The following is a 23,279-nucleotide window of genomic DNA, read 5'->3' as shown; positions in this document are numbered from 1 at the left end:
CTCGCCCGGACTCCGGAAGCACCCAGTCCGGTACTTGACGGGGCGTGGGCCGCGGCGGGATGAGGGCATGCCGCCGGCCCGGTCCGGCCCCGCTTCGGTCCGCGCCGGGTTCAGCCAGTCCTGCATTCAATCCGCGCCGGGCTCAATCCGCGCCGGGCTCAGTCCGTCCTGCGCAGCAGGGCCAGGTACATCGCGTCCGTGCCGTGCAGGTGCGGCCAGAGCTGGATGTCGGGGCCCTCGCCGAGGGACGGCACGCCGGGCAGCATCGGCCGCGCGTCCATCAGCCGGGCGCCGCCGTGCCGCTTGAGGACGTCGTCGACCACGGCCCTCGTCTCGGCCAGGTGCGGGGAGCAGGTCGCGTAGGCGACCACGCCTCCCGGGCGCGCCGCGACGAGCGCCGACTTCAGCAGCTCGCGCTGGAGGGGTGCGAAGCCGTCCAGGTCGTCGGGGCGGCGGCGCCAGCGGGCCTCCGGGCGGCGCCGCAGCGCGCCCAGGCCGGTGCAGGGCACGTCCACCAGGACCCGGTCGAAGCTGCCGCTCCGCCACGGCGGGCGGGTGCCGTCCGCGGTGATCACCTGGTACGGGCCCGGGTTGCCGGCGAGCGCCTTGGCCACCAGGCCCGCGCGGTGCGGCTGCTTCTCCGCGGCGACGAGCGCCGCGCCGCGCCCTGCGGCGAGTCCGCCCAGCAGCGCCGCCTTGCCGCCGGGACCCGCGCAGCCGTCCAGCCAGAGCCGGTCGGGGCCGTCGAGCGGGGCCGCCGCCAGGGCCGCGGCCACGAGCTGGCTGCCCTCGTCCTGGACGCCGGCACGGCCCTCCCGCACGGCGTCCAGCGCGCCGGGCTCGCCGCCCTCGGTGAGCCGGACCGCGTACGGCGACCAGCGGCCCGGGTGTGCGGACGCGGAGGCCAGCGAGTCCAGCAGCTCGTCGGCGGTGGCCCGGCCGGGGCGGGCGACGAGGGTCACCTCGGGCCGTTCGTTGTCGGCCGCGAGCAGTTCCTCCATGCCGGCGCGATCGCCCCCCAGCGCGTCCCAGAGCGCGGAGACGATCCAGCGCGGGTGCGCGTGCACCACGGCGAGGTGGTCCTCGGGGTCGTCCTCGTACGGTGGTGCCACCCGGTCCAGCCAGCCGTCCAGGTCGTCCTGCGCGATCTTGCGCAGCACGGCGTTGACGAACTTCGCACGCCCGTCGCCGAGCACCACCCGGGCCAGCTCCACCGACGCGGACACCGCGGCGTGCGTCGGGATCCGGGTGCCGAGGAGCTGGTGCGCACCGAGGCTGAGCACGTCGAGGACCGGCGGGTCGACCTCGCGCAGCGGGCGGTCGACGCACTCCGCGATGACGGCGTCGTAGGTGCCCTGGCGGCGCAGCGTGCCGTAGACCAACTCGGTCGCGAGGGCCGCGTCCCGGCCGTCCAGCTCGCCCTTCTCGCGGGCCCTGCGCAGCAGCGGGGGCAGGACGAGGTTGGCGTACGCGTCCCGCTCGTCGACCGCACGCAGCGCCTCGAACGCGAGGATCCGGACAGGGTCCTTCTTCGGACGCCGGTACGGCTTGTGCTGCTTGCCCGTCCGTGCGGCGGCCGGTGCCCGGCGCCGGGCGGACGGCTCGTGCTGGCTGGTCAAAGGTGCTCCGCTGCTGTTCCTGAGCCGGGCAGGCTGCCCGTCCCCCCTCAGCCTACGTCGCCGGCGCCCAGGCGCTCCCCCGGGGCGATGCGCGCTCCGCGGGCCCAGTCGGCGCCGCGCATCGGCTTCTTGCCCTGCGCCTGCACCCAGAGCAGTTCCACGGCGTGCGAGCCGGTGCCCACGAGGACCTGCTTCTTGCCCGGTGCCAGCTCTCCGGGGGCGAGGCCGGTGTGCTCCTGCACGGGGGCGACCTGCACCAACTTCAGCCGCTCGCCGCGGAAGACGGTCCACGCGCCGGGCGCGGGGCTGCAACCGCGCACCACGCGGTCGACGCGCAGCGCCGGGGTGTTCCAGTCGATCCGGGCGTCGTCGACCGCCACCTTGGGCGCGACGGTGATGCCCTCGGCGGGCTGGGGCACGGCCTTCAGGGTGCCGTCCTCGATGCCGTCCATCGTGGCCACGAGCAGCCCCGCGCCCGCCAGTGCCAGCCGGGTGAGCAGGTCGCCGCTGGTGTCGGTGGACCGCACCGCCTCGGTGATCGTGCCGTACACCGGCCCCGAGTCCAGGCCCTCCTCGATCTGGAAGGTGGAGGCTCCGGTGATCTCGTCGCCGGCCATGATCGCGTGCTGGACGGGCGCGGCACCGCGCCAGGCGGGCAGCAGCGAGAAGTGCAGGTTGACCCAGCCGTTCGCCGGCACGTCCAGCGCGACGCGGGGCAGCAGCGCTCCGTAGGCCACCACGGGGCAGCAGTCCGGCGCGATCTCCCGCAGCCGGGCGAGGAACGCCTCGTCGCGCGGCTTCGCGGGCTTCAGCGCCTCGATCCCCGCCTCCTCCGCGCGCTCCGCCACGGGGGACGCGATCAGCCTCCGCCCGCGGCCCGCGGGCGCGTCGGGGCGGGTGACCACGGCGGCCACCTCGTGCCGTTCGGAGGCGATCAGGGCGTCCAGGGCGGGAACGGCGACCTCGGGGGTGCCTGCGAAGACGAGCTTCATCGGTGGCTGTCGGCCTCTCGGGCGGGGGCAGGGTGTACGTGCGCCTCGGCGCCGGGCGTCGCGGCGGCGCACCAGTCTAGGCCGCGCCCGGGGCGGGGGTCCTCGGCCGCCTCCGCCCCGGGTCGCCCGCGCGCCTCGGACCCGATTCCCGGGATACGGGAGATCGGGGCGCCGCCCCGGGGCTCGTGAGCGCGGGGCGCACCAGGCGTGAGCGCGGTGTGCGCGGTCGCATATGCCGCTGCGCCCCGTCACCGTGACCACACAGGGAGTGGCGCGTTGTCAAGAAAGAGTTGACCACAGGGGCCGCGATCGCGGCCCGACCCGTTTTCGACGCCGGTTCGAGAGGCTTGCCCATGGCCGACCACGCAACCCACGACGCCCAGGCTCGCGCCAGCCTGCATCTGCTGGTGCGGGACATCGAGCGGGTCCGCCGGCAGGTGGACGCGCTGCGCACCCTCACCGCCCAGCTGGGCAATGTCTACCGCCCCCGGCGCTCCGGCCCCGCCACGGGCTTCGTCGTCTACGGCCGTGCGCCCGCCCCCACCGTCCGCCTCGCCCAGGAGCTCCGAGACAGCGTGGAGACCCTGGTCACGGCCGCGGTGGACTTCGACCGCTCGCTGGGCTTCTCGTGGGACGCGGTGGGCTCGGCACTCGGCGTCACCAAGCAGGCGGTGCACCGGCGCTACGGCGCCCGTCGTGCCGCGGCCCAGGCCGCCGCGGAAGCCGAGCGCGGCACCGACACCCACAGCACGGCGACGCATCCGCTCCCCCTCGGCGGCGGCCTGCCCGCTGTCCCGGCGGCGCGCTCGATGCCGGGACAGCCCGCGGCTCAGCCCTTGCCCGGGGGCGTCCCCCTGCGTGAGGAGACCCGTCCGGGAGTCTTCCCCGGGCCCCGGCACGGCTGAGGCGGCGGGCCTCGCGGCCAGGACCGGCAATCCGACCGGGAATCCGAGGGCGAGCGCGGTCCTTGGATACCCCGGGGCAGCCGGAGTTCGCTCGGGATTCCGCAGCGGACATTCACCCTGAGGTTCGGCAGCACGGACGCTCGCATTGAGGTCCCGCAGGACGGACTTTCGCCCTGGGGTCCCGCGGCGCGGACTTTCGCCTCGAGGTTCCGCAGCGAGGACTTTCGCCTTGAGGTCCCGCGGCGCGGCCGGAGTTCACCGCGAGGTCCTGGAGCGCGCCCCCTCAGCCGATGTCCCGCGCCCCCTCAGCCGATGTCCGGCGGGTCGATACGGACCCACACCGCGTCAGCACCCGCGCGCGACGCCTTCGCCACCCTCGCCACCTGAGCCGCCTTCAGCGCCGCGGCCAGGGCCGCGCCACCGCCCTGCGGGACCCTGATCAGGGCGCGCTCCCACTGCTCCCCCGGCGGCGGCGACCCCGGGCGCCGAGGGCTGCCCGGAGGGCTCACCGGCAGCAGCACCGGCCCCATCACCTGCGCTCCCCCCGGCAGCTCGACCGCGCGGAGAAAGTCGGCCACCGCCTCAGGCGGCCCCGTCACCGACGCCATCCGCGACACCGGCGGAAAGCCCAGCTCCTCCCGCTCCGCGCGCTCCCGGACCGCGAACCCCACCGGGTCCCAGCGCACCAGAGCCTGCACCGGCTGCAGAGTGGCCTCGGCCACGACCGCGACCGTGCCGCCCGCCTCGCCGCCGCGCACCAGCGCCGCCGCCGCGATCCAGCGGCGGAGCGCGTCCTCACCCGCCCGCAGGTCCGGGCGGCCGAGCATCGTCCAGCCGTCCAGCAGCAGCGCGGCCGCATAGCCGCCGTCTGCGACCGGCTCGGCGCCGGGCGTGCTCACCACCAGCGCGGGGGTCTGAGGCACCGTGTCCAGCACCTGCTCGCGCCCGGACGTGCGCACCGGCACCGACGGGAAGGCCCGCCCCAGTTCCTCAGCCGTCCGCCGCGCCCCGACCACCTGGGCGCGCAACCGGGTGGCACCGCACTCCTGGCAGTGCCACGCGGGCTCGCCCCGGCCGCACCAGCCGCACCGCAGTGCCCCGTCAGGCGCCGCCTGGAGGGGGCCGGCGCACTGCCCGCAGCGGGCGGGCGTACGGCAGCGCTCGCAGGCCAGCCGCGGCACGTAGCCGCGCCGGGGCACCTGCACCAGCACCGGGCCGCGCTCCAGCCCCTCGCGCGCGACCTGCCAGGCGAGACTGGGCAGCCGGGCCGCGCGGGCCGCCTCGTCCCGGGCGAGGTCGGTGTCCTGCACCGTGCGCACCAGTGGAGCCGAGCGGCGCGCCTCCTCCCGGTCGGCGACCAGGGGCAGCGCCCAGCCGTTCTCGACGAGCTGCGCCGCCTCCACCGTGCACCCCCAGGCACCCAGCAGGAACCCGCAGCCGGAGTGCGCGGCGCGCAGCAGCAGCACCTCGCGGGCGTGCGGCTGCGGGGCGTGCAGCTCGCTGTGGCTGTCGTCGCCGTCGTCCCAGATCGCGACCAGGCCGAGATCCCGCACGGGCGCGAACATCGCCGCGCGGGTGCCCACCACCGCGCGGACCGAGCCGCGGCGCACGGCGAGCCACTGTGCGTACCGCTTCTCCGGGCCCGCCTCCGCGGTCAGCACCGCGTGCCGGCCCTCGCCGAGCAGGGCAGTGAGGGCGGCGTCCACCCGGGCCGCGGTGCGCCCGTCGGGCAGCACCACCAGAGCGCCGCGGCCCGAGGCCAGCGTGGCCGCCACGGCATGGGCCAGCGCCGCGGCCCACTGCGGGCCTGGCAGGGCGTTCCACACGGCCCGCGGAGCGCCGCCGCCGGCGAGCGCCTCCAGGAAGGCCGGCCCCCGCGGATAGCGCTCCCACGGGCCCGGGTCGGGCGCCGGGGGGGCCGGGGCGGGGTCGGGTGACGGGCGGGACTCCGCGCGGGCGCTGCGCGGCGGGACGGCGAGCTGGAGGATGTCGGCGAGACTGCCGGCGTAGCGGTCCGCGACGGCGCGGGCGAGGCCCAGCAGCTCCTCGTCGAGGATCCGCTCCGGCGAGACGACCTGGGCGAGCGCCGCCAGCGGCCCCGAGTAGTCGGTCTCGGCGACGCGCTCCACCAGGAACCCGTCGACGAGCCCGCCGCCCTCGCGGCGGCCGCCGCGCACCCGGCGCCCCCCGGCGCCGAACCGCACCCGCACCCGCACCCCCGGCTGCGCCTGCTCGTCCAGCTCCTTGGGCACCGCGTAATCGAAGTAGCGGTCCAGGTGGAGCACGCCCTTGTCGACCACGACCCGCGCCACCGGCAGCCGCTCCGCCAGCTCGGCCCCCCGCCAGGTACGCGGCTTGGCCCGGGGAGCGCCGCCCTTGCGCACGCTCTCCCGGATCAGGGCGAGCTGCTCCGGCGGAACACCTCCCGCCGCACCGTCGCCCCGGCCGTCCTCGCTGCTCACACCTGCATTCCTACCAGAGACCACCGACACTCCCCGGCCTCCGCGAACCCTTCGGGGAAGCGGAGGGTCCGGTCGTGTGGCGGGACGTCATCGGGCCGGACAGCGGCCCGGACAACGAGACCGGCCCGGTGGCAAAAGAGACCGACCCGGCACCCCGAGGGTGCCGGGTCGGTCGAGGTCGGTGCACCGAGCTCAGGCGCCCCGGGGTCGGGCTAGAGAAGGCCCGCCGCCGCGCGCAGCGCGTCCACGCGGTCCGTGCGCTCCCACGTGAAGTCGGGCAGCTCACGGCCGAAGTGGCCGTACCTGGCGGTCTGGGAGTAGATCGGGCGGAGCAGGTCCAGGTCCCGGATGATCGCGGCGGGGCGGAGGTCGAAGACCTGGCTGATCGCGGCCTCGATCTTCTCGTTGTCCACGGCGTTCGTCCCGAAGGTCTCGACGAAGAGGCCGACCGGCTCGGCCTTGCCGATGGCGTAGGCGACCTGGACCTCGCAGCGGGTGGCGAGGCCCGCGGCGACGACGTTCTTCGCGACCCACCGCATGGCGTACGCGGCGGAGCGGTCGACCTTGGACGGGTCCTTGCCGGAGAACGCGCCACCGCCGTGGCGGGCCATGCCGCCGTAGGTGTCGATGATGATCTTGCGGCCGGTGAGGCCGGCGTCGCCCATCGGGCCGCCGATCTCGAAGCGCCCGGTGGGGTTGACCAGCAGGCGGTAGCCGTCGGTGTCCAGCTTGATGCCGTCGTCGACGAGGGCCTTCAGCTCGGGCTCCACGACGAACTCGCGGATGTCGGGCGCGAGCAGCGACTCCAGGTCGATGTCGCTGGCGTGCTGCGAGGAGACCACGACGGTGTCGAGACGGGCGGCCTTGTCGCCGTCGTACTCGATGGTGACCTGCGTCTTTCCGTCCGGGCGCAGGTAGGGGATGGTGCCGTTCTTGCGGACCTCGGACAGGCGCTCGGAGAGGCGGTGCGCCAGGCGGATCGGCAGCGGCATCAGCTCGGGGGTCTCGTCGCAGGCGTACCCGAACATCAGGCCCTGGTCACCGGCGCCCTGCCGGTCCAGCTCGTCCAGCTCGGCCTCGACGGCGCCGTCGACGCGCGTCTCGTAGGCCGTGTCGACGCCCTGGGCGATGTCCGGGGACTGGGAGCCGATGGACACCGAGACGCCGCATGAGGCGCCGTCGAAGCCCTTCTTCGACGAGTCGTAACCGATCTCCAGGATCTTGTCGCGCACCAGCTGGGCGATGGGCGCGTAGGCCTGGGTGGTGACCTCTCCGGCCACATGGACCTGACCGGTGGTGATCAGGGTCTCGACGGCGACGCGAGAGGTCGGGTCCTCCCGCAGGAGTGCGTCGAGGATGGTGTCGCTGATCTGGTCAGCGATCTTGTCGGGGTGACCTTCGGTCACGGACTCCGAGGTGAAGAGACGGCGGGACACATCGCTCCCTGGGGTTGCAGCGGCTGCTGGCTGATCTTTTATGGACGGGCACAGGGCTGCGCCTGGCGCCGTCCGTGAACATCTTATCGGGCAAAATCGCCCGGGGTCCGAGCGTCTCGCAACTTGAGCGGGGCGCCGAACGATCGAACCACGATACGACGGCCCGGACAGGGCGGAGACACGCTACCCCGGGGGAGACGGCGAGTGCATGAGTTCTGCACGGCGTGTTCTCCTCGTGTTCAAGCAGGTCACCGCTGTGGTTGTGGTGCCGTACACCCGGGCGGGCTCGCGTGCGCCCCTGCTCCGCGCGAGCGACCGCGACGCGCCCGCGACGGCGGCCGGCCGGGTCGCTCGCGCGGGGTACCCCTCGCGGTCCCGTGCCCGCCCACCGGAGCCCGAGGCGTGCACATGCGGCTCCTCGCGCATATGAGCGCGCCTGCGCGCCTGCCACGCTTTGCGGCTCCTACTTTCCCCACCCGTACGCCGAAGGGGCCGGGGAGCGCGTTCCCGGCCCCTCCTGAGCACGCTCAGCGCAGCCGGCCGGCCACCAGATCCCACACCACTTCGGCCAGGGCGTCCTTGGGCCCCTGCGGGACGAGGGTCTCGCTGCCGTCGGCGCCGAGCACCACGGCCTCGTTCTCCTCGGAACCGAAGGTCCTGCGCTCGCCGACCTCGTTGACGACGAGCAGGTCGCAGCCCTTGCGGCGGAGCTTGGCGCGGCCGTTCTCCAGGACGTCGTCCGTCTCCGCGGCGAAGCCGACGACGATCTGGCCGGGCCGCGGGCGGTCGGCGGAGAGCTCGGCGAGGATGTCAGGGTTGCGGACCAGCGCGATGGGCTCCGGCTCCCTGCCCTCCTCCTTCTTGATCTTCCCGGTGGCGTACGCGGAGGGGCGGAAGTCGGCCACGGCGGCGGCCATCACCACGGCGTCGGCCTGGGCGGCGGCCTTCATGACCGCCTCGCGCATCTGCATGGCGGTGCCGACCTGCACGATCTCGACACCGGCCGGCTCGGGCAGCGCCGTGTTCGCGGCGACCAGGGTGACGCTCGCACCGCGCGCCGCCGCGGCCCGGGCGAGGGCGTAGCCCTGCTTGCCGGAGGAGCGGTTGCCGAGGAAGCGCACCGGGTCCAGCGGCTCGCGGGTACCGCCCGCGCTGACCACGACGTGCCGTCCCGCGAGGTCCGCGGGTCCGAGGCCCCGGGCGAGCACCCGGCGGCACAGCTCGAAGATCTCCGCGGGGTCGGGGAAGCGACCCTTGCCGGTGTCCACGCCGGTGAGGCGGCCGACGGCCGGCTCGATGACGACGGCCCCGCGGCGGCGCAGCGTGGCGACGTTCTCCTGGGTGGCCGCGTGCTCCCACATCTCGGTGTGCATGGCCGGTGCGAAGACGACCGGGCAGCGGGCGGTCAGCAGCGTGTTCGTCAGGAGGTCGTCGGCGATGCCGTGGGCGGCCTTGGCGAGCAGGTCCGCGGTGGCGGGGGCGACCACCACCAGGTCCGCGGACTGGCCGATGCGGACGTGCGGGACCTCGTGCACGTCGGACCAGACCTCGGTGGCGACGGGGTTTGCCGAGAGTGCGGACCAGGTCGCGGCGCCCACGAAGTGCAGCGCCGATGCCGTCGGCACCACCCTCACCTCGTGCCCCGACTCGGTGAGCCGGCGCAGCAGCTCGCACGCCTTGTAGGCGGCGACACCGCCGCTGACCCCCAGAACCACCTTCGGCCTGTCCACCGCGCCTCCCCGCCGTCGTCCGGAGCCTTCGTCCGGAACCGTCACACCTGAAGCGTTCGCCCGGATCCCCGTCCGGGCATCCGCTCGATTCTCCCTTCCGAACCCCGCGGAGGCCGTCCCGCTTCCCGTGACACGCCTCGGGATCCGCGCCGGGGTTCCCCGTGACACACCTCGGGCCCGGCAGTCGCGCTGCCGGGCCCGTACTTCGTCACGGTGCGCCCGCTGAGGGCCGGCGCCGGGTCTGATGGCCGGCGGGCCCGCGGGGCGGGCCTTACTGGGCCGGGCCCTCGATGGCCTCGGAGGTCAGCAGACCGGCGTTGATCTCGCGCAGGGCGATCGAGAGCGGCTTCTCGTGGACGTGGGTGTCCACGAGCGGGCCGACGTACTCGAGGAGGCCCTCGCCGAGCTGCGAGTAGTACGCGTTGATCTGGCGGGCACGCTTGGCCGCGTAGATCACGAGGCTGTACTTCGAGTCGGTGGCCTCGAGGAGCTCGTCGATCGGGGGGTTGATGATGCCCTCGGGCGCGTTGGTGGAGGAGGACACGCGCTACCTTCCGGAAGATGGGAACATGATCAGTGTGAGGCGCCGGAGAACGGACATCGGTCACACAACGTCTATCAAGACTAGCAGCTCACGGGCCACGTGCTCGACGGAGGTGTTGACCAGCGTCGTATCGAACTCCGACTCGGCGGCGAGCTCGACCTTGGCCGCCTGGAGCCGGCGCTCGATGACCTCGGCCGACTCGGTGCCGCGGCCGGTGAGCCTGCGCACCAGCTCGTCCCAGGACGGCGGGGCGAGGAACACCAGCCGGGCGTCCGGCATGGACTCGCGCACGAGCCTGGCGCCCTGGAGATCGATCTCCAGGAGGACGGGCTCGCCCGCCTCCAGCCTGCGCAGCACCTCGCCACGCGGCGTGCCGTAGCGGTTGCCGGCGAATTCGGCCCACTCCAGGAGCTCGCCGTTGGCGATCAGCTTGTCGAACTCGTCGTCGCTGACGAAGTGGTACTGGACGCCGTCCCGCTCGCCCGGGCGGGGCCTGCGTGTGGTGGCGGACACGGAGAGCCACACCTGCGGGTGTTCCTTGCGCAGATGCGCGACGACCGTGCTCTTGCCGACCCCCGAGGGGCCGGAGAGCACGGTCAGCCGCGGACGTGCGTCCGGGGGTACGGGGGTCGTCCCCCGGGATGTTGCAGACATGCAGCGATTATCCAGCTTCGCGCCCGGAGCCGGGGACGTCAGGCGGCGTTGCCGCCGAACTCCCGCTCCAGTGATGCGATCTGGTTCGAGCCGAGACCGCGCACGCGACGACTCTCGGAGATCCCGAGCCGCTCCATGATCTGCTTGGCGCGGACCTTGCCCACGCCCGGCAGGGACTCGAGGAGGGCGGAGACCTTCATCTTCCCGATGACGTCGTTCTCCTGGCCCTGCTTGATGACCTCGTGGAGAGAGGCGCCGGAGTGCTTGAGTCGATTCTTGACCTCGGCCCGCTCCCGGCGAGCCGCGGCGGCCTTTTCGAGCGCGGCTGCGCGCTGTTCAGGGGTAAGGGGCGGAAGAGCCACGCCTACGTCACCTCGGATGTCGAACTGTCGGATACGGACCGGTGAGGAACCTAGTCGCCCCACACCTGGGGAGCAACGAGCAACGCGTTTGCCCGTGCACTCTCGACGGAGACTAGCGGCCAAGTCCGCTCGAGTCAGCGAGAACAGACGAAAAGTCCTGGTCAGCCTTTACTGAGCCGGACATTTTACACAAATGGCACTGGTTTTGCGGTGAATCCGCCCCCGAATCCACCAGGGAAGACGTCATCCGGCGGCGACGGCGGCGCGTACCTCGTCCGCGAATCGGGCCGCGGCGGCCCTCAGCGCGGCCGGATCCGGTCCCGCGCGGAGCACTCCGCGGCTGACGCTCGGGACGACGTTGCGCACCGCGGCGCCGAAGACCCCCGGGAGATCGGCGGGTGTGGCGCCCTGGGCGCCGATGCCGGGGGCGAGCAGCGGGCCGTTGATCGCGAGGTCGTACGAGGACAGGTCGCCCAGGGTGGCACCGACGACCGCGCCGAAGGAGCCGAGGGGCGCCGCCGGGGCGTTCTCCTCGGCCAGCCGGGCCAGGATCGTCGCCCCCACGGTGCGGCCGTCGGGGCGCACGGCGTGCTGGACCTCGGCGCCCTCCGGGTTGGAGGTGAGGGCCAGCACGAAGAGCCCGCAGCCGCTGCGGCCGGCAAGCTCGAAGGCCGGCCGCAGCGAGCCGTGGCCGAGGTACGGGGAGACGGTCAGGGCGTCCGCGAACAGCGGCGCGTCCGGGCGGAGGAAGGTCTCCGCGTAGGCGGCCATCGTGGAACCGATGTCTCCGCGCTTGGCGTCCATGACGACGAGCGCACCGGCCTCGCGGGCGGCGGCGACCGTGCTCTCCAGGACGGCGATGCCGCGGGAGCCGAAGCGCTCGTAGAAGGCGCTCTGCGGCTTCAGCACGGCGACGCGGTCGGCGAGGGCGTCCACGGCGGTGCGGCTGAACCTCTCCAGGCCCCGCACGTCGTCCCCGAGGCCCCAGTCGCCGAGCAGGGAGGCGTGCGGGTCGATGCCGACGCACAGCGGCCCGCGCTCGTCCATGGCGCGGCGCAGCCGCGCTCCGAAGGGTGCCGGGCTCATAGGGGGCTCCTCAGGTGTGTCGTACGGGGTTCTGCAGGTGGTGGCGCGGGTCACCGACCGCCTCGGCGAGGGTGTCGTACGGGGAGGCGGTCAGGCGCGCGGCCAGGCCCCGGTGGACGGAGCGGGCCCAGAAGGGCCCGCGGTAGATGAAGGCGCTGTAGCCCTGCACCAGGGTGGCGCCCGCGAGAACGCGCTGCCAGGCGTCCTCTGCCGTCTCGATGCCGCCCACGGCCACCAGGGTCGTCCGGTCGCCCACGCGCGCGTGCAGGCGGCGCAGGACCTCCAGGGAGCGTGTTCTCAGGGGCGCGCCGGAGAGGCCTCCGGTCTCCTGGACGAGCGCGGGGCCGGCGGTGAGGCCGAGGCCCTCGCGCGCGATGGTGGTGTTGGTGGCGATGATGCCGTCCAGGCCGAGTTCCAGGGCCAGGTCCGCGACGGCGTCCACGTCGGCGTCGGCCAGGTCGGGCGCGATCTTCACCAGCAGCGGCACGCGGCGGTCGGGGACGACCCGGTCGGCTGCCGCGCGCACGGCGGTGAGCAGCGGCCGCAGCCGGTCCACGGCCTGCAGGGAGCGCAGTCCCGGCGTGTTCGGGGAGGAGACGTTGACCACGAGGTAGCCGGCGTGCGGAGCGAGGCGCTCGGTGGACAGCACGTAGTCGGCCTCGGCCTCCTCCTCGGGCACGATCTTGGTCTTGCCGATGTTGACGCCGACCGTGGTGGGCAGCACGGCACGGCGGCCCTTCAGGCGGGCGGCGACGGCGGCCGAGCCCTCGTTGTTGAAGCCCATGCGGTTGATCAGCGCGCGGTCGCCGACCAGCCGGAAGAGGCGCGGGCGGGGGTTGCCGGGCTGGGGCTGCCCCGTGACCGTGCCGATCTCGACGTGCCCGAAGCCGAGCATCGCCATCCCGTCGATGCCCACGGCGTTCTTGTCGAAGCCGGCGGCGAGCCCGAGGGGGCCCGGCATCCGGAGGCCGAAAGCCGTCACGCCCAGCTCGGGGCGGCGCGGCGCCATGAGGGCGGCGAGCAGGCCGCGCAGGCCCGGCACGCGGGCCGCGAGCCGGATCCATGAGAACGCCATCGTGTGGGCGCGCTCGGGGTCGAGGCGCCGGAACGCCAGGCGGAACAGGAGCGAGTACATGTGAGGTCCGTCGGTCCGTCGTGGAGGGGGCCGTGTCCGAAGGGCGGGCGGCCGGGGTGGGCGCGGCGAGGGGGGACACCGCGCGGTGTCCCCCTGGCGCTCGTGCTAGACGCGGGCCTCGGTCAGGTGCCGGGCGTGCTCCTGGAGTGAGCGCACCCCGACCTCGCCGTGCCCGAGCGCGTCGATGCCCTGCACGGCGGCGGCGAGCGCCTGCACCGTGGTGAGGCAGGGCACGCCGCGGGCCACGGCGGCCGTGCGGATGTCGTAGCCGTCCAGGCGTCCGCCGGTGCCGTAGGGGGTGTTGACGATCAGGTCGACCTCGCCCTCGTGGATGAGCTGGACGACGGTCTTCTCGCCGTTCGGCCCCGGGCCCTCGGACTGCTTGCGCACGACCGTGGCGCTGATGCCGTTGCGGCGCAGCACCTCGGCGGTGCCGGAGGTGGCCAGCAGCTCGAAGCCGTGGCCGACCAGCTCGCGGGCCGGGAAGATCATGGAGCGCTTGTCGCGGTTGGCGACGGAGATGAAGGCGCGGCCCTTGGTCGGCAGCGGCCCGTAGGCGCCGGCCTGCGACTTCGCGTAGGCGGTGCCGAAGACCGAGTCGATGCCCATGACCTCGCCGGTGGAGCGCATCTCGGGTCCGAGGACGGTGTCGACGCCGTGGCCGCGCAGGTCCCGGAAGCGCGACCAGGGCAGCACGGCCTCCTTCACGGAGATCGGCGCGTCCAGCGGCAGGTCGCCGCCGTCGCCGTGCGGCGGCAGCAGCCCCTCGGCGCGCAGGTCGGCGATGGTGGCGCCGAGCGAGATCCGGGCCGCGGCCTTGGCGAGCGGGACCGCCGTGGCCTTCGAGGTGAAGGGGACGGTGCGGGAGGCGCGCGGGTTGGCCTCCAGGACGTAGAGGATGTCGCCCGCCAGGGCGAACTGGATGTTGATCAGGCCCCGCACGCCCACCCCGCGGGCGATCGCCTCGGTGGAGGCGCGCAGCCGCTTGACGTCGAATCCGCCCAGCGTGATCGGGGGCAGGGCGCAGGCGGAGTCGCCTGAGTGGATCCCGGCCTCCTCGATGTGCTCCATCACCCCGCCGAGGTACAGCTGCTCGCCGTCGTAGAGCGCGTCCACGTCGATCTCGATGGCGTCGTCGAGGAAGCGGTCCACGAGGACCGGCCGGGACGGACTGATTTCGGTGGACTCGGTGATGTAGGCGGCGAGCCTGGTCTCGTCGTAGACGATTTCCATACCGCGTCCACCGAGGACGTACGACGGGCGTACCAGCACCGGATAGCCGATCTCGTCGGCGATGGCCTTGGCCTCGACGAAGGTGGTGGCGGTGCCGTGCTTGGGCGCGGGCAGGCCGGCCTCGGCGAGCACCCGGCCGAAGGCGCCGCGGTCCTCCGCGGCGTGGATCGCCTCCGGGGGCGTGCCGACGATCGGCACGCCGTTGTCCTTGAGCGCCTGCGCGAGTCCCAGCGGCGTCTGCCCGCCGAGCTGGACGACGACGCCCGCGACGGGGCCCGCCTGGGTCTCGGCGTGCACGATCTCCAGGACGTCCTCCAGGGTGAGCGGCTCGAAGTAGAGCCGGTCGGAGGTGTCGTAGTCGGTGGAGACGGTCTCCGGGTTGCAGTTGACCATGACCGTCTCGTAGCCCGCGGCGCTCAGGGCGAAGGAGGCGTGCACGCAGGAGTAGTCGAACTCGATGCCCTGGCCGATCCGGTTGGGGCCCGAGCCGAGGATGATCACGGCGGGCCGCAGCCGCGGGGCGACCTCGGTCTCCTCGTCGTAGGAGGAGTAGAAGTACGGTGTCTTCGCGGCGAACTCGGCGGCGCAGGTGTCCACGGTCTTGTAGACGGGGCGTACGCCGAGGGCGTGCCGGACCTCGCGGACGACGTCCTCGCGCAGCCCCCGGATGCCGCCGATCTGGGCGTCCGAGAAGCCGTGCCGCTTGGCCTCGGCGAGCAGGGCGGAGGTGAGTTCCGGCGCGGCGGCCAGCTCGTCGGCGACCTCCTTGATCAGGAAGAGCTGGTCGACGAACCAGGGGTCGATCCGGGTCGCCTCGAAGACCTCGTCGGGGGTGGCGCCGGCGCGGATGGCCTCCATCACGACGTTGACGCGGCCGTCGGTGGGGCGCCCGGCCGCCCGGAGCAGCTCGTCCCTGTCGCCCGGCTCGCCCGTGAAGGCGAACTGGCTGCCCTTCTTCTCCAGCGAGCGCAGCGCCTTCTGGAGTGCCTCGGTGAAGTTGCGGCCGATGGCCATGGCCTCACCGACCGACTTCATGGTGGTCGTGAGGGTGCTGTCGGCGGACGGGAACTTCTCGAAGGCGAACCGCGGCGCCTTGACGACCACGTAGTCCAGGGTCGGCTCGAACGACGCCGGGGTCTGCTCGGTGATGTCGTTGGGGATCTCGTCCAGGGTGTAGCCCACGGCGAGCTTCGCGGCGATCTTGGCGATGGGGAATCCGGTGGCCTTGGAGGCCAGCGCGGAGGACCGGGACACGCGCGGATTCATCTCGATCACGATGATCCGGCCGTCCTCGGGGTTCACCGCGAACTGGATGTTGCACCCGCCGGTGTCGACGCCCACCTCGCGGATGACGGCGATGCCGATGTTCCGCAGGATCTGGTACTCGCGGTCGGTGAGCGTCATCGCGGGGGCGACGGTCACCGAGTCGCCGGTGTGCACGCCCATCGGGTCGAAGTTCTCGATGGAGCAGACGACCACGACGTTGTCGTGCTTGTCGCGCATCAGCTCCAGCTCGTACTCCTTCCAGCCGAGGATGGACTCCTCCAGGAGCACCTCGGTGGTCGGCGACAGGGCGAGGCCCTGCCCCGCGATCCTGCGCAGCTCCTCCTCGTCGTGGGCGAAGCCCGAGCCGGCGCCGCCCATGGTGAAGGACGGCCGGACGACCACGGGGTAGCCGCCGAGCTCGGGCACGCCGGCGAGGACGTCGTCCATGGAGTGGCAGATCACCGAGCGCGCCGACTCGCCGTGCCCGATCTTCTGCCGCACGGCCTCCACGACGCCCTTGAAGAGGTCGCGGTCCTCGCCCTTGTTGATCGCCTCGACGTTGGCGCCGATCAGCTCGACGCCGTAGCTCTCCAGGACGCCCGAGTCGTTGAGGGCGATCGCGGTGTTCAGCGCGGTCTGGCCGCCCAGGGTGGGCAGCAGCGCGTCCGGGCGCTCCTTGGCGATGATCTTCTCGACGAAACCGGGGGTGATCGGTTCCACATAGGTGGCGTCGGCGATCTCGGGGTCGGTCATGATCGTCGCGGGGTTGGAGTTGACCAGGATGACCCGCAGGCCCTCGGCCTTCAGGACACGGCATGCCTGGGTGCCCGAGTAGTCGAACTCGGCGGCCTGCCCGATGACGATCGGACCCGAGCCGATGACCAGGACGGACTGGATGTCGGTGCGCTTAGGCACGCTGGTCCTCCATCAGGGAGACGAAGCGGTCGAAGAGGTACGCGGCGTCGTGCGGGCCCGCGGCCGCCTCGGGGTGGTACTGCACGCTGAAGGCCGGCCGGTCCAGGAGCCGTAGCCCCTCCACGACCTGGTCGTTCAGGCAGACGTGGGAGACCTCCGCGCGCCCGTAGGGGGTTTCGGAGACCCCGTCGAGGGGGGCGTCGACGGCGAAGCCGTGGTTGTGGGCGGTGACCTCGACCTTGCCCGTCGTGCGGTCCTGCACGGGCTGGTTGATCCCGCGGTGCCCGTACTTGAGCTTGAAGGTGCCGAAGCCGAGCGCGCGGCCGAGGATCTGGTTGCCGAAGCAGATGCCGAAGAGCGGGACGCTCCGCTCCAGGACCGCGCGCATCACGGCCACCGGGCCGTCCGCGGTGGCCGGGTCGCCCGGCCCGTTGGAGAAGAACACCCCGTCCGGCTCGACGGCGAGGACCTCCTCGGCGCTCGCCGTGGCGGGCAGCACGTGGACCTCTATGCCGCGCTCCGCCATCCGGTGCGGGGTCATGCCCTTGATGCCGAGGTCCACGGCGGCGACCTTGAAGCGGGCGGTGCCGAGCGGGAGGGGCGCTCCGTCGGGGCCCAGTGCGGGCACCGTGTACGGCTCCTTGGTGGCGACCTCGGCCGCGAGGTCCGCGCCGGTCATGACGGCGGCCTCGCGGACCCGGGCGAGCATGGCCGCATCGTCGGGCAGCGCGTCCCCGGAGAAGACGCCGACCCGCATGGCGCCGCGCTCGCGCAGGTGGCGCGTGAGGGCGCGGGTGTCGATGCCCCGGATGCCGACCACGCCCTGGGCGGCCAGCTCGTCGTCCAGCGTCCTGCGGGAGCGCCAGTTCGACGGTGACCGGGCGGGGTCGCGCACGACGAATCCGGCCACCCAGATGCGGGCCGACTCGGGGTCCTCGTCGTTGACGCCGGTGTTGCCGATGTGCGGAGCGGTCATCACGACGACCTGCCGGTGGTACGACGGGTCGGTGAGGGTCTCCTGGTAGCCGGTCATGCCGGTGGAGAAGACCGCCTCGCCGAAGGTCTCCCCCACCGCTCCGTAGGCACGGCCTCGGAAGATCCGGCCGTCCTCCAGGACCAGCGCGGCGGGCGGCAGGTTCCGCCCGGCGGGGCGGCCGGCGGCATGGGGGTCGGCTGTTGCGGCCGGCGTCGCGGTCATCGTGTCGCGCCTTCCTTGTGCTCTTCGGTTGTGCTGTGCGGTCCGGGGGTGGAAAGGGCGGCGGCCCAAACGGCGTGCTCGGCGGCGCGGTCCAGCCGGAACCCGGAGTCGATCAGCTCCTCGCCGTGCTCCCAGGTGACGACGAGCAGCCCGTCGCGCGTGACGACCTTGCCGGCGATGGCGTTGTCGAGGCGCGCGGCGCGGAGCTGCTCCGCGGGCACGAAGAAGTCCTTCGAGCCGGGGCGCCTGACGCACAGACCCGCGTCGTAGAGGGTGAGCTCGGCCTTGCTGCGGGCGCCCAGGCCGTGCGCCACGATCCGCTCCAGCCAGCGGCCGGCGCTGGTCGAGCCGTGGTAGAGGCCCGTCATGCTCAGCCGGGGCGTACCGGGCTCGGCGGGCACGCGGTGCAGCGAGGGCAGCCGGCCCTGGAGGGTGGCGCGCCAGCGCCAGCCCTCCCGCATCAGCCAGCAGACCAGCGCGACGAGCAGCAGCAGCCCGACGAGCCAGCTCGCGCGCGCGGGCCAGTCGCTCACGTCCACGGACGTCTGCCCGGCGACGCTGGCCAGCACGGCGACCGGCCCACCGAGGGAGCGCAGGGGCGAGGAGTCAGTGATCATGCGATCTTCCCGTCGACGACGGTGGCCCTGCCCCGCAACCAGGTGTCGGTGACCCGGCCCGGCAGCTCACGGCCCTTGTAGGGGGTGTTGCGGCTGCGCGAGGCGAAGCCCGCGGGGTCCACGACGCCGCGGTACGCGGCATCGATCAGGGTGAGGTTCGCGGGCTCGCCGGCGGCGATGGGCCGCCCGTGGCCCCGCAGCCGGCTGATCTCGGCCGGCCTGTACGCCATCCGGTCGGCGACGCCGGCCCAGTCCAGCAGACCGGAGTCGACCATGGTCTCCTGGACCACGGAGAGAGCGGTCTCCAGGCCGACCATCCCCATGGCCGCGGCGGCCCACTCGCAGTCCTTGTCCTCGTGCGGGTGCGGGGCGTGGTCGGTGGCGACGCAGTCGATGGTCCCGTCGGCCAGGGCCTCGCGCAGCGCCATCACGTCGGTGGCGGTGCGCAGCGGCGGGTTGACCTTGTAGACGGGGTCGTAGCCGCGCACCAGCTCGTCGGTGAGCAGCAGGTGGTGCGGGGTGACCTCGGCGGTGACGTTCCAGCCCTTGGACTTGGCCCACCGCACGATCTCCACGGAGCCTGCCGTCGACAGGTGGCAGACGTGCACCCGGGAGCCGACGTGCGCGGCGAGCAGCACGTCACGGGCGATGATCGACTCCTCGGCGACGGCGGGCCAGCCGCCGAGGCCCAGCTCGGCGGAGACCACGCCCTCGTTCATCTCGGCGCCCTCGGTCAGCCGGGGCTCCTGGGCGTGCTGGGCGACCACGCCGTCGAAGGCCTTCACGTACTCCAGGGCCCTGCGCATGATCACGGCGTCGTCGACGCACTTGCCGTCGTCGGAGAAAACGGTCACGCCGGCCGCGGAGTCGTGCATGGCGCCGAGCTCGGCGAGCTTGGCGCCCTCCAGGCCGACGGTCACCGCGCCGACCGGCTGGACGTCGCAGTAGCCGTACTCCCGGCCGAGCCGCCAGACCTGCTCGACGACGCCGGCGGTGTCGGCGACGGGGAAGGTGTTGGCCATGGCGTGCACGGCCGTGTACCCGCCGAGGGCGGCGGCCCTGGTGCCGGTGAAGACGGTCTCGGAGTCCTCGCGGCCGGGCTCGCGCAGGTGGGTGTGGAGGTCCACCAGACCCGGCAGCAGCACCTTGCCGGCCGCCTCGACGACCTCGGCGTCGACGGCGGGCAGGTCCGCGCCGACGGCCTCGATCATCTCGCCGTCGATCAGCACGTCCTGCGGCTCGCCGCCGAGCACCTTCGCACCGCGGATCAGGATCTTGCTCATCTGGGTCACTTCTCCTCGGCCACGTCTGTGTGTGCGGTGGGCTCGCCGGCCGGCTGGGCGGCGGGGCGGGTGTGGGTGACGGCGGGCTCGTTGCCGCCGAGCAGCAGGTAGAGCACCGCCATCCGGATGGAGACGCCGTTGGTCACCTGCTCGACGACGGTGCACCGGTCGGAGTCCGCCACCTCGGCGGTGATCTCCATCCCGCGCACCATCGGTCCCGGGTGCATGACCAGGGCGTGCTCCGGCATTTTCGCCATCCGGTCGCCGTCGAGCCCGTAGCGGCGCGCGTACTCGCGCTCGGTCGGGAAGAAGGCGGCGTTCATCCGCTCCTGCTGGACCCGCAGCATCATCACGGCGTCGGACTTCGGCAGCACGGCGTCCAGGTCGTAGGAGACCTCGCAGGGCCAGGACGCGACACCGACCGGCAGCAGGGTGGGCGGCGCGACGAGCACCACCTCGGCACCGAGGGTGTGCAGCAGGTCGACGTTGGAGCGGGCGACCCGGCTGTGCAGGACGTCGCCGACGAGGGTGATGCGCCGGCCGGAGAGGTCCTGGCCGAGGCCCGCGTCCCGGCCCACCAGGCGGCGGCGCATGGTGAACGCGTCGAGCAGCGCCTGGGTGGGGTGCTGGTGGGTGCCGTCGCCGGCGTTGATCACGGCTGCGTCGATCCAGCCGGAGTTGGCGAGCCGGTACGGGGCGCCGGAGGCGCTGTGCCGGATGACGACGGCGTCGACGCCCATCGCCTCCAGTGTCTGCGCGGTGTCCTTGAGCGACTCGCCCTTGGAGACGGAGGAGCCCTTGGCGCTGAAGTTGATCACGTCCGCGGACAGCCGCTTCTCGGCGGCCTCGAAGGAGATCCGGGTGCGGGTGGAGTCCTCGAAGAAGAGGTTGACGACGGTGCGGCCGCGCAGGGTCGGCAGCTTCTTGATGGGCCGGTCGGCGACCCGCGCCATCTCCTCGGCGGTGTCGAGGATGAGGACGGCGTCGTCGCGGGTGAGATCGGCGGCCGAGATGAGATGACGCTGCATCGTTCAGGCTCCGTAGGGCTCCGGATGGGGCGGGCGGTTCCCGGGCATGCGGGTGCCCGGCGACCGGTCGGCGGGCGGCTGCGCGGGGCGCGTGACGGCGCGGACCGGGTCGGGGGCTATCCCTGGGCGGCGGGGGCCGGCCCGGCGTCGAGCACCCCGAGCAGTACGGCGTCCCGGCCGTCCTCCTCGGCGAGCTGGACTCTGACCGTCTCGCGCAGCGAGGTGGGGAGGTTCTTCCCGACGTAGTCGGCACGGATGGGCAGCTCGCGGTGGCCGCGGTCGACCAGGACGGCGAGCTGGACCGTGCGGGGGCGGCCGATGTCGTTCAGCGCGTCGAGCGCGGCCCGGATGGTACGGCCGGAGAAGAGCACGTCGTCGACGAGGACCACCAGGCGGCCGTCGATGCCGTCGCCGGGGATGTCCGTGCGGGCCAGCGCGCGCGGCGGGCGCATCCGCAGGTCGTCGCGGTACATCGTGATGTCCAGCGAGCCGACGGGGATGGGGCGGCCGGTGATCTCTTCGAGCTTGGCGGCAAGCCGCTGGGCGAGGAAGACGCCCCTGGTGGGAATGCCGAGCAGCACCACGTCGTCGGCGCCCTTGGCGCGCTCCACGATCTCGTGGGCGATTCGGGTGAGGACCCGCGCGATGTCGGGGCCCTCCAGCACGGGCCGTGCGAGGCCGGATGCTTCTACGTCCATAGGAAACGGACCTCCTTCTCCGCCTCACGGGACGGACATTAAAGGACGTCGATCTTTCGCCACCACGCTATCAGCCAGGTTCACTCCCCTGGGCGTATCTCGGACGTGAGGCCCCTCACAGCCGCCGGCGGCCCGGCCGGAGGCCTCCGAACCAGCCGCGGAAGGGGCCCTGGGCTGTGGCATCGCGCCTCTCGGCCACCCCTGGGCGACCCGCGAAAAGAAGACCGTCGGATCCTTCCCCGGCAGGAGGGAACGGGCTCTGCCGAGGCCGCCGGGAAGCGGCGGGAGGGCCCCGGAACCGGGCGTTCCCGCGCTCCGGGCGACCGCGCGGGGAACCGGAGAGGGTCGGGGACCGTCAATTCTGGTTCGGCTTGACGGACCCCCGTAACGCTGCGTAACCTCACAGTGAGTCACCAGCCACGCGGCTGAGCCGCACGTCGATATTGCGTCCGGGGAGCCATATGTCCAGCGAATACGCCAAACAGCTCGGGGCGAAGCTCCGAGCCATCCGCACCCAGCAGGGCCTTTCCCTCCACGGCGTGGAGGAGAAGTCCCAGGGACGTTGGAAGGCGGTCGTGGTCGGGTCGTACGAGCGCGGCGACCGTGCCGTGACCGTGCAGCGTCTGGCCGAGCTGGCGGACTTCTACGGCGTGCCGGTGCAGGAGCTGCTGCCGGGCACCACGCCCGGCGGGGCCGCCGAGCCGCCGCCGAAGCTCGTCCTGGATCTGGAGCGCCTGGCCCACGTCCCGGCAGAGAAGGCCGGCCCGCTGCAGCGCTATGCCGCGACGATCCAGTCCCAGCGCGGCGACTACAACGGCAAGGTGCTGTCGATCCGCCAGGACGACCTGCGCACCCTTGCGGTCATCTACGACCAGTCGCCTTCCGTCCTGACCGAGCAGCTCATCAACTGGGGCGTCCTCGACGCGGACGCGCGCCGCGCCGTGGCGCACGAGGAGAGCTGAAGCTCACCCGAAGCGGGGAGAAACGTCACGTCGAAGGGCGGGCCCATCAGCGATGGGCCCGCCCTCGGCGTTCCTCGTGCGGGGCGTGCTGCGCGCCCACCGGGCGCGCAGCACGCCCCGGCTCACTCCTCGCGGCGCAGGCTCGGCTTGAGGTCCTTCAGCCGGCCGAGAAGGCCGTTGACGAAGGCCGGGGACTCGTCGGTGGAGAACTCCTTGGCGAGCTGGACGGCCTCGTCGAGGACGACCGCGTCGGGGGTCTCGTCGACCCAGATCAGTTCGTACGCGCCGAGACGCAGGATGTTGCGGTCCACGACCGGCATCCGGTCGAGGGTCCAGCCCACCGCGTACTGCGCCAGCAGCTCGTCGATGCGCTTCGCCCGTTTGGCGTAACCCTCGATCAGCTGCATCGTGTACTCGCTCACCGGCGGCTGCCGGGTGTCGGTCCGGGCGTGCCGCACCCAGTCCCCGAGGACCGTCAGGACGTCGGCGCCCCGGTGGTCGGCCTCGAAGATGATCTGGAAGGCACGCTTGCGGGCCGTGTTACGGGCAGCCACGGTCAGCCGTTCACCCGGCCGAGGTAGTCGCTGGAGCGGGTGTCGACCTTGATCTTCTCGCCGCTGGTGATGAACAGCGGGACCTGGATCTGGTGGCCGGTCTCCAGCGTGGCGGGCTTGGTGCCGCCGGTGGAGCGGTCCCCCTGGACGCCGGGCTCGGTCTCCTGGACGGTGAGCTCGACGGCGGCCGGGAGCTCGACGTAGAGCACCTCGCCCTCGTGCTGGGCGACGACCGCGTCGAAGCCCTCCACGAGGAAGTTCGCGGCGTCGCCGACGGCCTTGCGGTCGACGTGGAGCTGGTCGTAGGTCTCCATGTCCATGAAGACGAAGTAGTCGCCGTCCATGTAGGAGAACTGCATTCCGCGCTTGTCGACGGTGGCCGTGTCGACCTTGACGCCGGCGTTGAACGTCTTGTCGACGACCTTGCCGGAGAGCACGTTCTTGAGCTTGGTGCGCACGAATGCAGGGCCCTTGCCGGGCTTGACGTGCTGGAACTCGACGACGGACCAGAGCTGGCCCGAGTCGAGCTTGAGCACCATGCCGTTCTTGAGGTCGTTCGTGGAAGCCACGGTTGCGGATTCTCCTGGATGACGCTGGTGG

General features: G+C 73.0%; 20 protein-coding genes. 2 read left to right on the top strand and 18 right to left on the bottom strand.

The features are described 5' to 3' along the window. Positions 1-158: 158 nt before the first annotated feature. The gene (locus Sm713_RS21790) at positions 159-1,619 is read right to left on the bottom strand and encodes an RsmB/NOP family class I SAM-dependent RNA methyltransferase (protein ID WP_212911237.1); all 1,461 of its coding nucleotides are present in this window, start codon (positions 1,617-1,619) and stop codon (positions 159-161) included. Positions 1,620-1,666: 47 nt separating this feature from the next. Next, the gene (fmt, locus tag Sm713_RS21785; RefSeq protein WP_212911236.1) at positions 1,667-2,611 is read right to left on the bottom strand and encodes a methionyl-tRNA formyltransferase; all 945 of its coding nucleotides are present in this window, start codon (positions 2,609-2,611) and stop codon (positions 1,667-1,669) included. 353 nt (positions 2,612-2,964) lie between these two features. On the opposite strand from fmt, the gene Sm713_RS21780 reads away from it, so the two are divergent. Beyond that, on the top strand, positions 2,965-3,516 hold the full coding sequence (locus Sm713_RS21780; protein ID WP_212911235.1) for a hypothetical protein: 552 nt from the start codon (positions 2,965-2,967) through the stop codon (positions 3,514-3,516). A 305-nt stretch (positions 3,517-3,821) separates the two neighbouring features. On the opposite strand, the gene Sm713_RS21775 is transcribed toward Sm713_RS21780, so the two are convergent. The 14 genes from Sm713_RS21775 to pyrR form a co-directional block, all read right to left on the bottom strand. Beyond that, complete coding sequence (locus Sm713_RS21775) at positions 3,822-5,978, bottom strand: primosomal protein N' (RefSeq protein WP_212911234.1); 2,157 nt, start codon at positions 5,976-5,978, stop codon at positions 3,822-3,824. 212 nt (positions 5,979-6,190) lie between these two features. Next, positions 6,191-7,414 carry a methionine adenosyltransferase gene (gene metK, locus Sm713_RS21770; protein WP_212911233.1) on the bottom strand — a complete coding sequence of 408 codons (1,224 nt, stop codon included), beginning with the start codon at positions 7,412-7,414 and terminating at the stop codon, positions 6,191-6,193. Positions 7,415-7,941: 527 nt separating this feature from the next. After that, entirely contained in the window at positions 7,942-9,144 is a 1,203-nt protein-coding gene (coaBC, locus tag Sm713_RS21765) for a bifunctional phosphopantothenoylcysteine decarboxylase/phosphopantothenate--cysteine ligase CoaBC (protein ID WP_212911232.1), read from the bottom strand. A 271-nt stretch (positions 9,145-9,415) separates the two neighbouring features. Next, the gene (rpoZ, locus tag Sm713_RS21760) at positions 9,416-9,688 is read right to left on the bottom strand and encodes a DNA-directed RNA polymerase subunit omega (RefSeq protein ID WP_212911231.1); all 273 of its coding nucleotides are present in this window, start codon (positions 9,686-9,688) and stop codon (positions 9,416-9,418) included. A 60-nt stretch (positions 9,689-9,748) separates the two neighbouring features. Then, positions 9,749-10,342 carry a guanylate kinase gene (gene gmk / locus Sm713_RS21755; protein WP_212911230.1) on the bottom strand — a complete coding sequence of 198 codons (594 nt, stop codon included), beginning with the start codon at positions 10,340-10,342 and terminating at the stop codon, positions 9,749-9,751. A gap of 38 nt (positions 10,343-10,380) precedes the next feature. Then, positions 10,381-10,704 (bottom strand): integration host factor, encoded by a 324-nt coding sequence (locus Sm713_RS21750; RefSeq protein ID WP_069814075.1) that lies wholly within the window; start codon positions 10,702-10,704, stop codon positions 10,381-10,383. 243 nt (positions 10,705-10,947) lie between these two features. Beyond that, positions 10,948-11,790 (bottom strand): orotidine-5'-phosphate decarboxylase, encoded by an 843-nt coding sequence (pyrF, locus tag Sm713_RS21745; protein ID WP_212911229.1) that lies wholly within the window; start codon positions 11,788-11,790, stop codon positions 10,948-10,950. A gap of 10 nt (positions 11,791-11,800) precedes the next feature. Continuing rightward, positions 11,801-12,925 (bottom strand): quinone-dependent dihydroorotate dehydrogenase, encoded by a 1,125-nt coding sequence (locus Sm713_RS21740; protein ID WP_212911228.1) that lies wholly within the window; start codon positions 12,923-12,925, stop codon positions 11,801-11,803. A gap of 105 nt (positions 12,926-13,030) precedes the next feature. Further along, positions 13,031-16,339, bottom strand: a complete 3,309-nt coding sequence (gene carB / locus Sm713_RS21735) for a carbamoyl-phosphate synthase large subunit (protein ID WP_212911227.1) — start codon at positions 16,337-16,339, stop codon at positions 13,031-13,033. After that, positions 16,332-17,537: a glutamine-hydrolyzing carbamoyl-phosphate synthase small subunit gene (carA, locus tag Sm713_RS21730; protein ID WP_212911226.1), complete on the bottom strand. Its 1,206-nt coding sequence runs from the start codon at positions 17,535-17,537 to the stop codon at positions 16,332-16,334. Before carA ends, carB begins: the two co-directional genes overlap by 8 nt. After that, positions 17,534-18,154, bottom strand: coding sequence for a hypothetical protein (locus Sm713_RS21725; protein WP_212911225.1), 621 nt, complete (start codon positions 18,152-18,154; stop codon positions 17,534-17,536). The genes carA and Sm713_RS21725 overlap by 4 nt, the downstream gene beginning before the upstream one ends. Further along, entirely contained in the window at positions 18,151-19,437 is a 1,287-nt protein-coding gene (locus tag Sm713_RS21720) for a dihydroorotase (RefSeq protein ID WP_212911224.1), read from the bottom strand. Before Sm713_RS21720 ends, Sm713_RS21725 begins: the two co-directional genes overlap by 4 nt. 5 nt (positions 19,438-19,442) lie before the next feature. Next, a complete protein-coding gene (locus Sm713_RS21715; protein WP_212911223.1) occupies positions 19,443-20,465 on the bottom strand; it encodes an aspartate carbamoyltransferase catalytic subunit in 1,023 nt (340 codons plus the stop codon). 116 nt (positions 20,466-20,581) lie between these two features. Beyond that, complete coding sequence (gene pyrR / locus Sm713_RS21710; protein WP_212911222.1) at positions 20,582-21,163, bottom strand: bifunctional pyr operon transcriptional regulator/uracil phosphoribosyltransferase PyrR; 582 nt, start codon at positions 21,161-21,163, stop codon at positions 20,582-20,584. A gap of 461 nt (positions 21,164-21,624) precedes the next feature. Between pyrR and bldD the strand changes: the two genes are divergently transcribed. After that, the gene (bldD, locus tag Sm713_RS21705) at positions 21,625-22,125 is read left to right on the top strand and encodes a transcriptional regulator BldD (RefSeq protein ID WP_189930573.1); all 501 of its coding nucleotides are present in this window, start codon (positions 21,625-21,627) and stop codon (positions 22,123-22,125) included. Between the two features lie 122 nt (positions 22,126-22,247). Here the strand turns inward: bldD and nusB are convergent, their stop codons facing one another. Together nusB and efp are read right to left on the bottom strand one after the other, a co-directional pair. Further along, complete coding sequence (nusB, locus tag Sm713_RS21700; RefSeq protein WP_212911221.1) at positions 22,248-22,679, bottom strand: transcription antitermination factor NusB; 432 nt, start codon at positions 22,677-22,679, stop codon at positions 22,248-22,250. Between the two features lie 2 nt (positions 22,680-22,681). Then, on the bottom strand, positions 22,682-23,248 hold the full coding sequence (gene efp / locus Sm713_RS21695) for an elongation factor P (protein ID WP_212911220.1): 567 nt from the start codon (positions 23,246-23,248) through the stop codon (positions 22,682-22,684). Positions 23,249-23,279: the final 31 nt, after the last annotated feature.

The organism is Streptomyces sp. TS71-3 (assembly GCF_018327685.1).
GTDB lineage: Bacteria > Actinomycetota > Actinomycetes > Streptomycetales > Streptomycetaceae > Streptomyces.
This window is presented reverse-complemented; position numbering and strand designations above follow the sequence as displayed.

Bases quoted from the DNA above. Each gene is read 5' to 3' on its own strand.
- carA (WP_212911226.1), bottom strand. From the start codon at position 17,537: ATGACCGCGACGCCGGCCGCAACAGCCGACCCCCATGCCGCCGGCCGC.
- Sm713_RS21720 (WP_212911224.1), bottom strand. From the start codon at position 19,437: ATGAGCAAGATCCTGATCCGCGGTGCGAAGGTGCTCGGCGGCGAGCCG.
- Sm713_RS21725 (WP_212911225.1), bottom strand. From the start codon at position 18,154: ATGATCACTGACTCCTCGCCCCTGCGCTCCCTCGGTGGGCCGGTCGCC.
- gmk (WP_212911230.1), bottom strand. From the start codon at position 10,342: ATGTCTGCAACATCCCGGGGGACGACCCCCGTACCCCCGGACGCACGT.
- bldD (WP_189930573.1), top strand. From the start codon at position 21,625: ATGTCCAGCGAATACGCCAAACAGCTCGGGGCGAAGCTCCGAGCCATC.
- Sm713_RS21740 (WP_212911228.1), bottom strand. From the start codon at position 12,925: ATGTACTCGCTCCTGTTCCGCCTGGCGTTCCGGCGCCTCGACCCCGAG.
- fmt (WP_212911236.1), bottom strand. From the start codon at position 2,611: ATGAAGCTCGTCTTCGCAGGCACCCCCGAGGTCGCCGTTCCCGCCCTG.
- pyrR (WP_212911222.1), bottom strand. From the start codon at position 21,163: ATGGACGTAGAAGCATCCGGCCTCGCACGGCCCGTGCTGGAGGGCCCC.
- Sm713_RS21715 (WP_212911223.1), bottom strand. From the start codon at position 20,465: ATGCAGCGTCATCTCATCTCGGCCGCCGATCTCACCCGCGACGACGCC.
- Sm713_RS21780 (WP_212911235.1), top strand. From the start codon at position 2,965: ATGGCCGACCACGCAACCCACGACGCCCAGGCTCGCGCCAGCCTGCAT.
- pyrF (WP_212911229.1), bottom strand. From the start codon at position 11,790: ATGAGCCCGGCACCCTTCGGAGCGCGGCTGCGCCGCGCCATGGACGAG.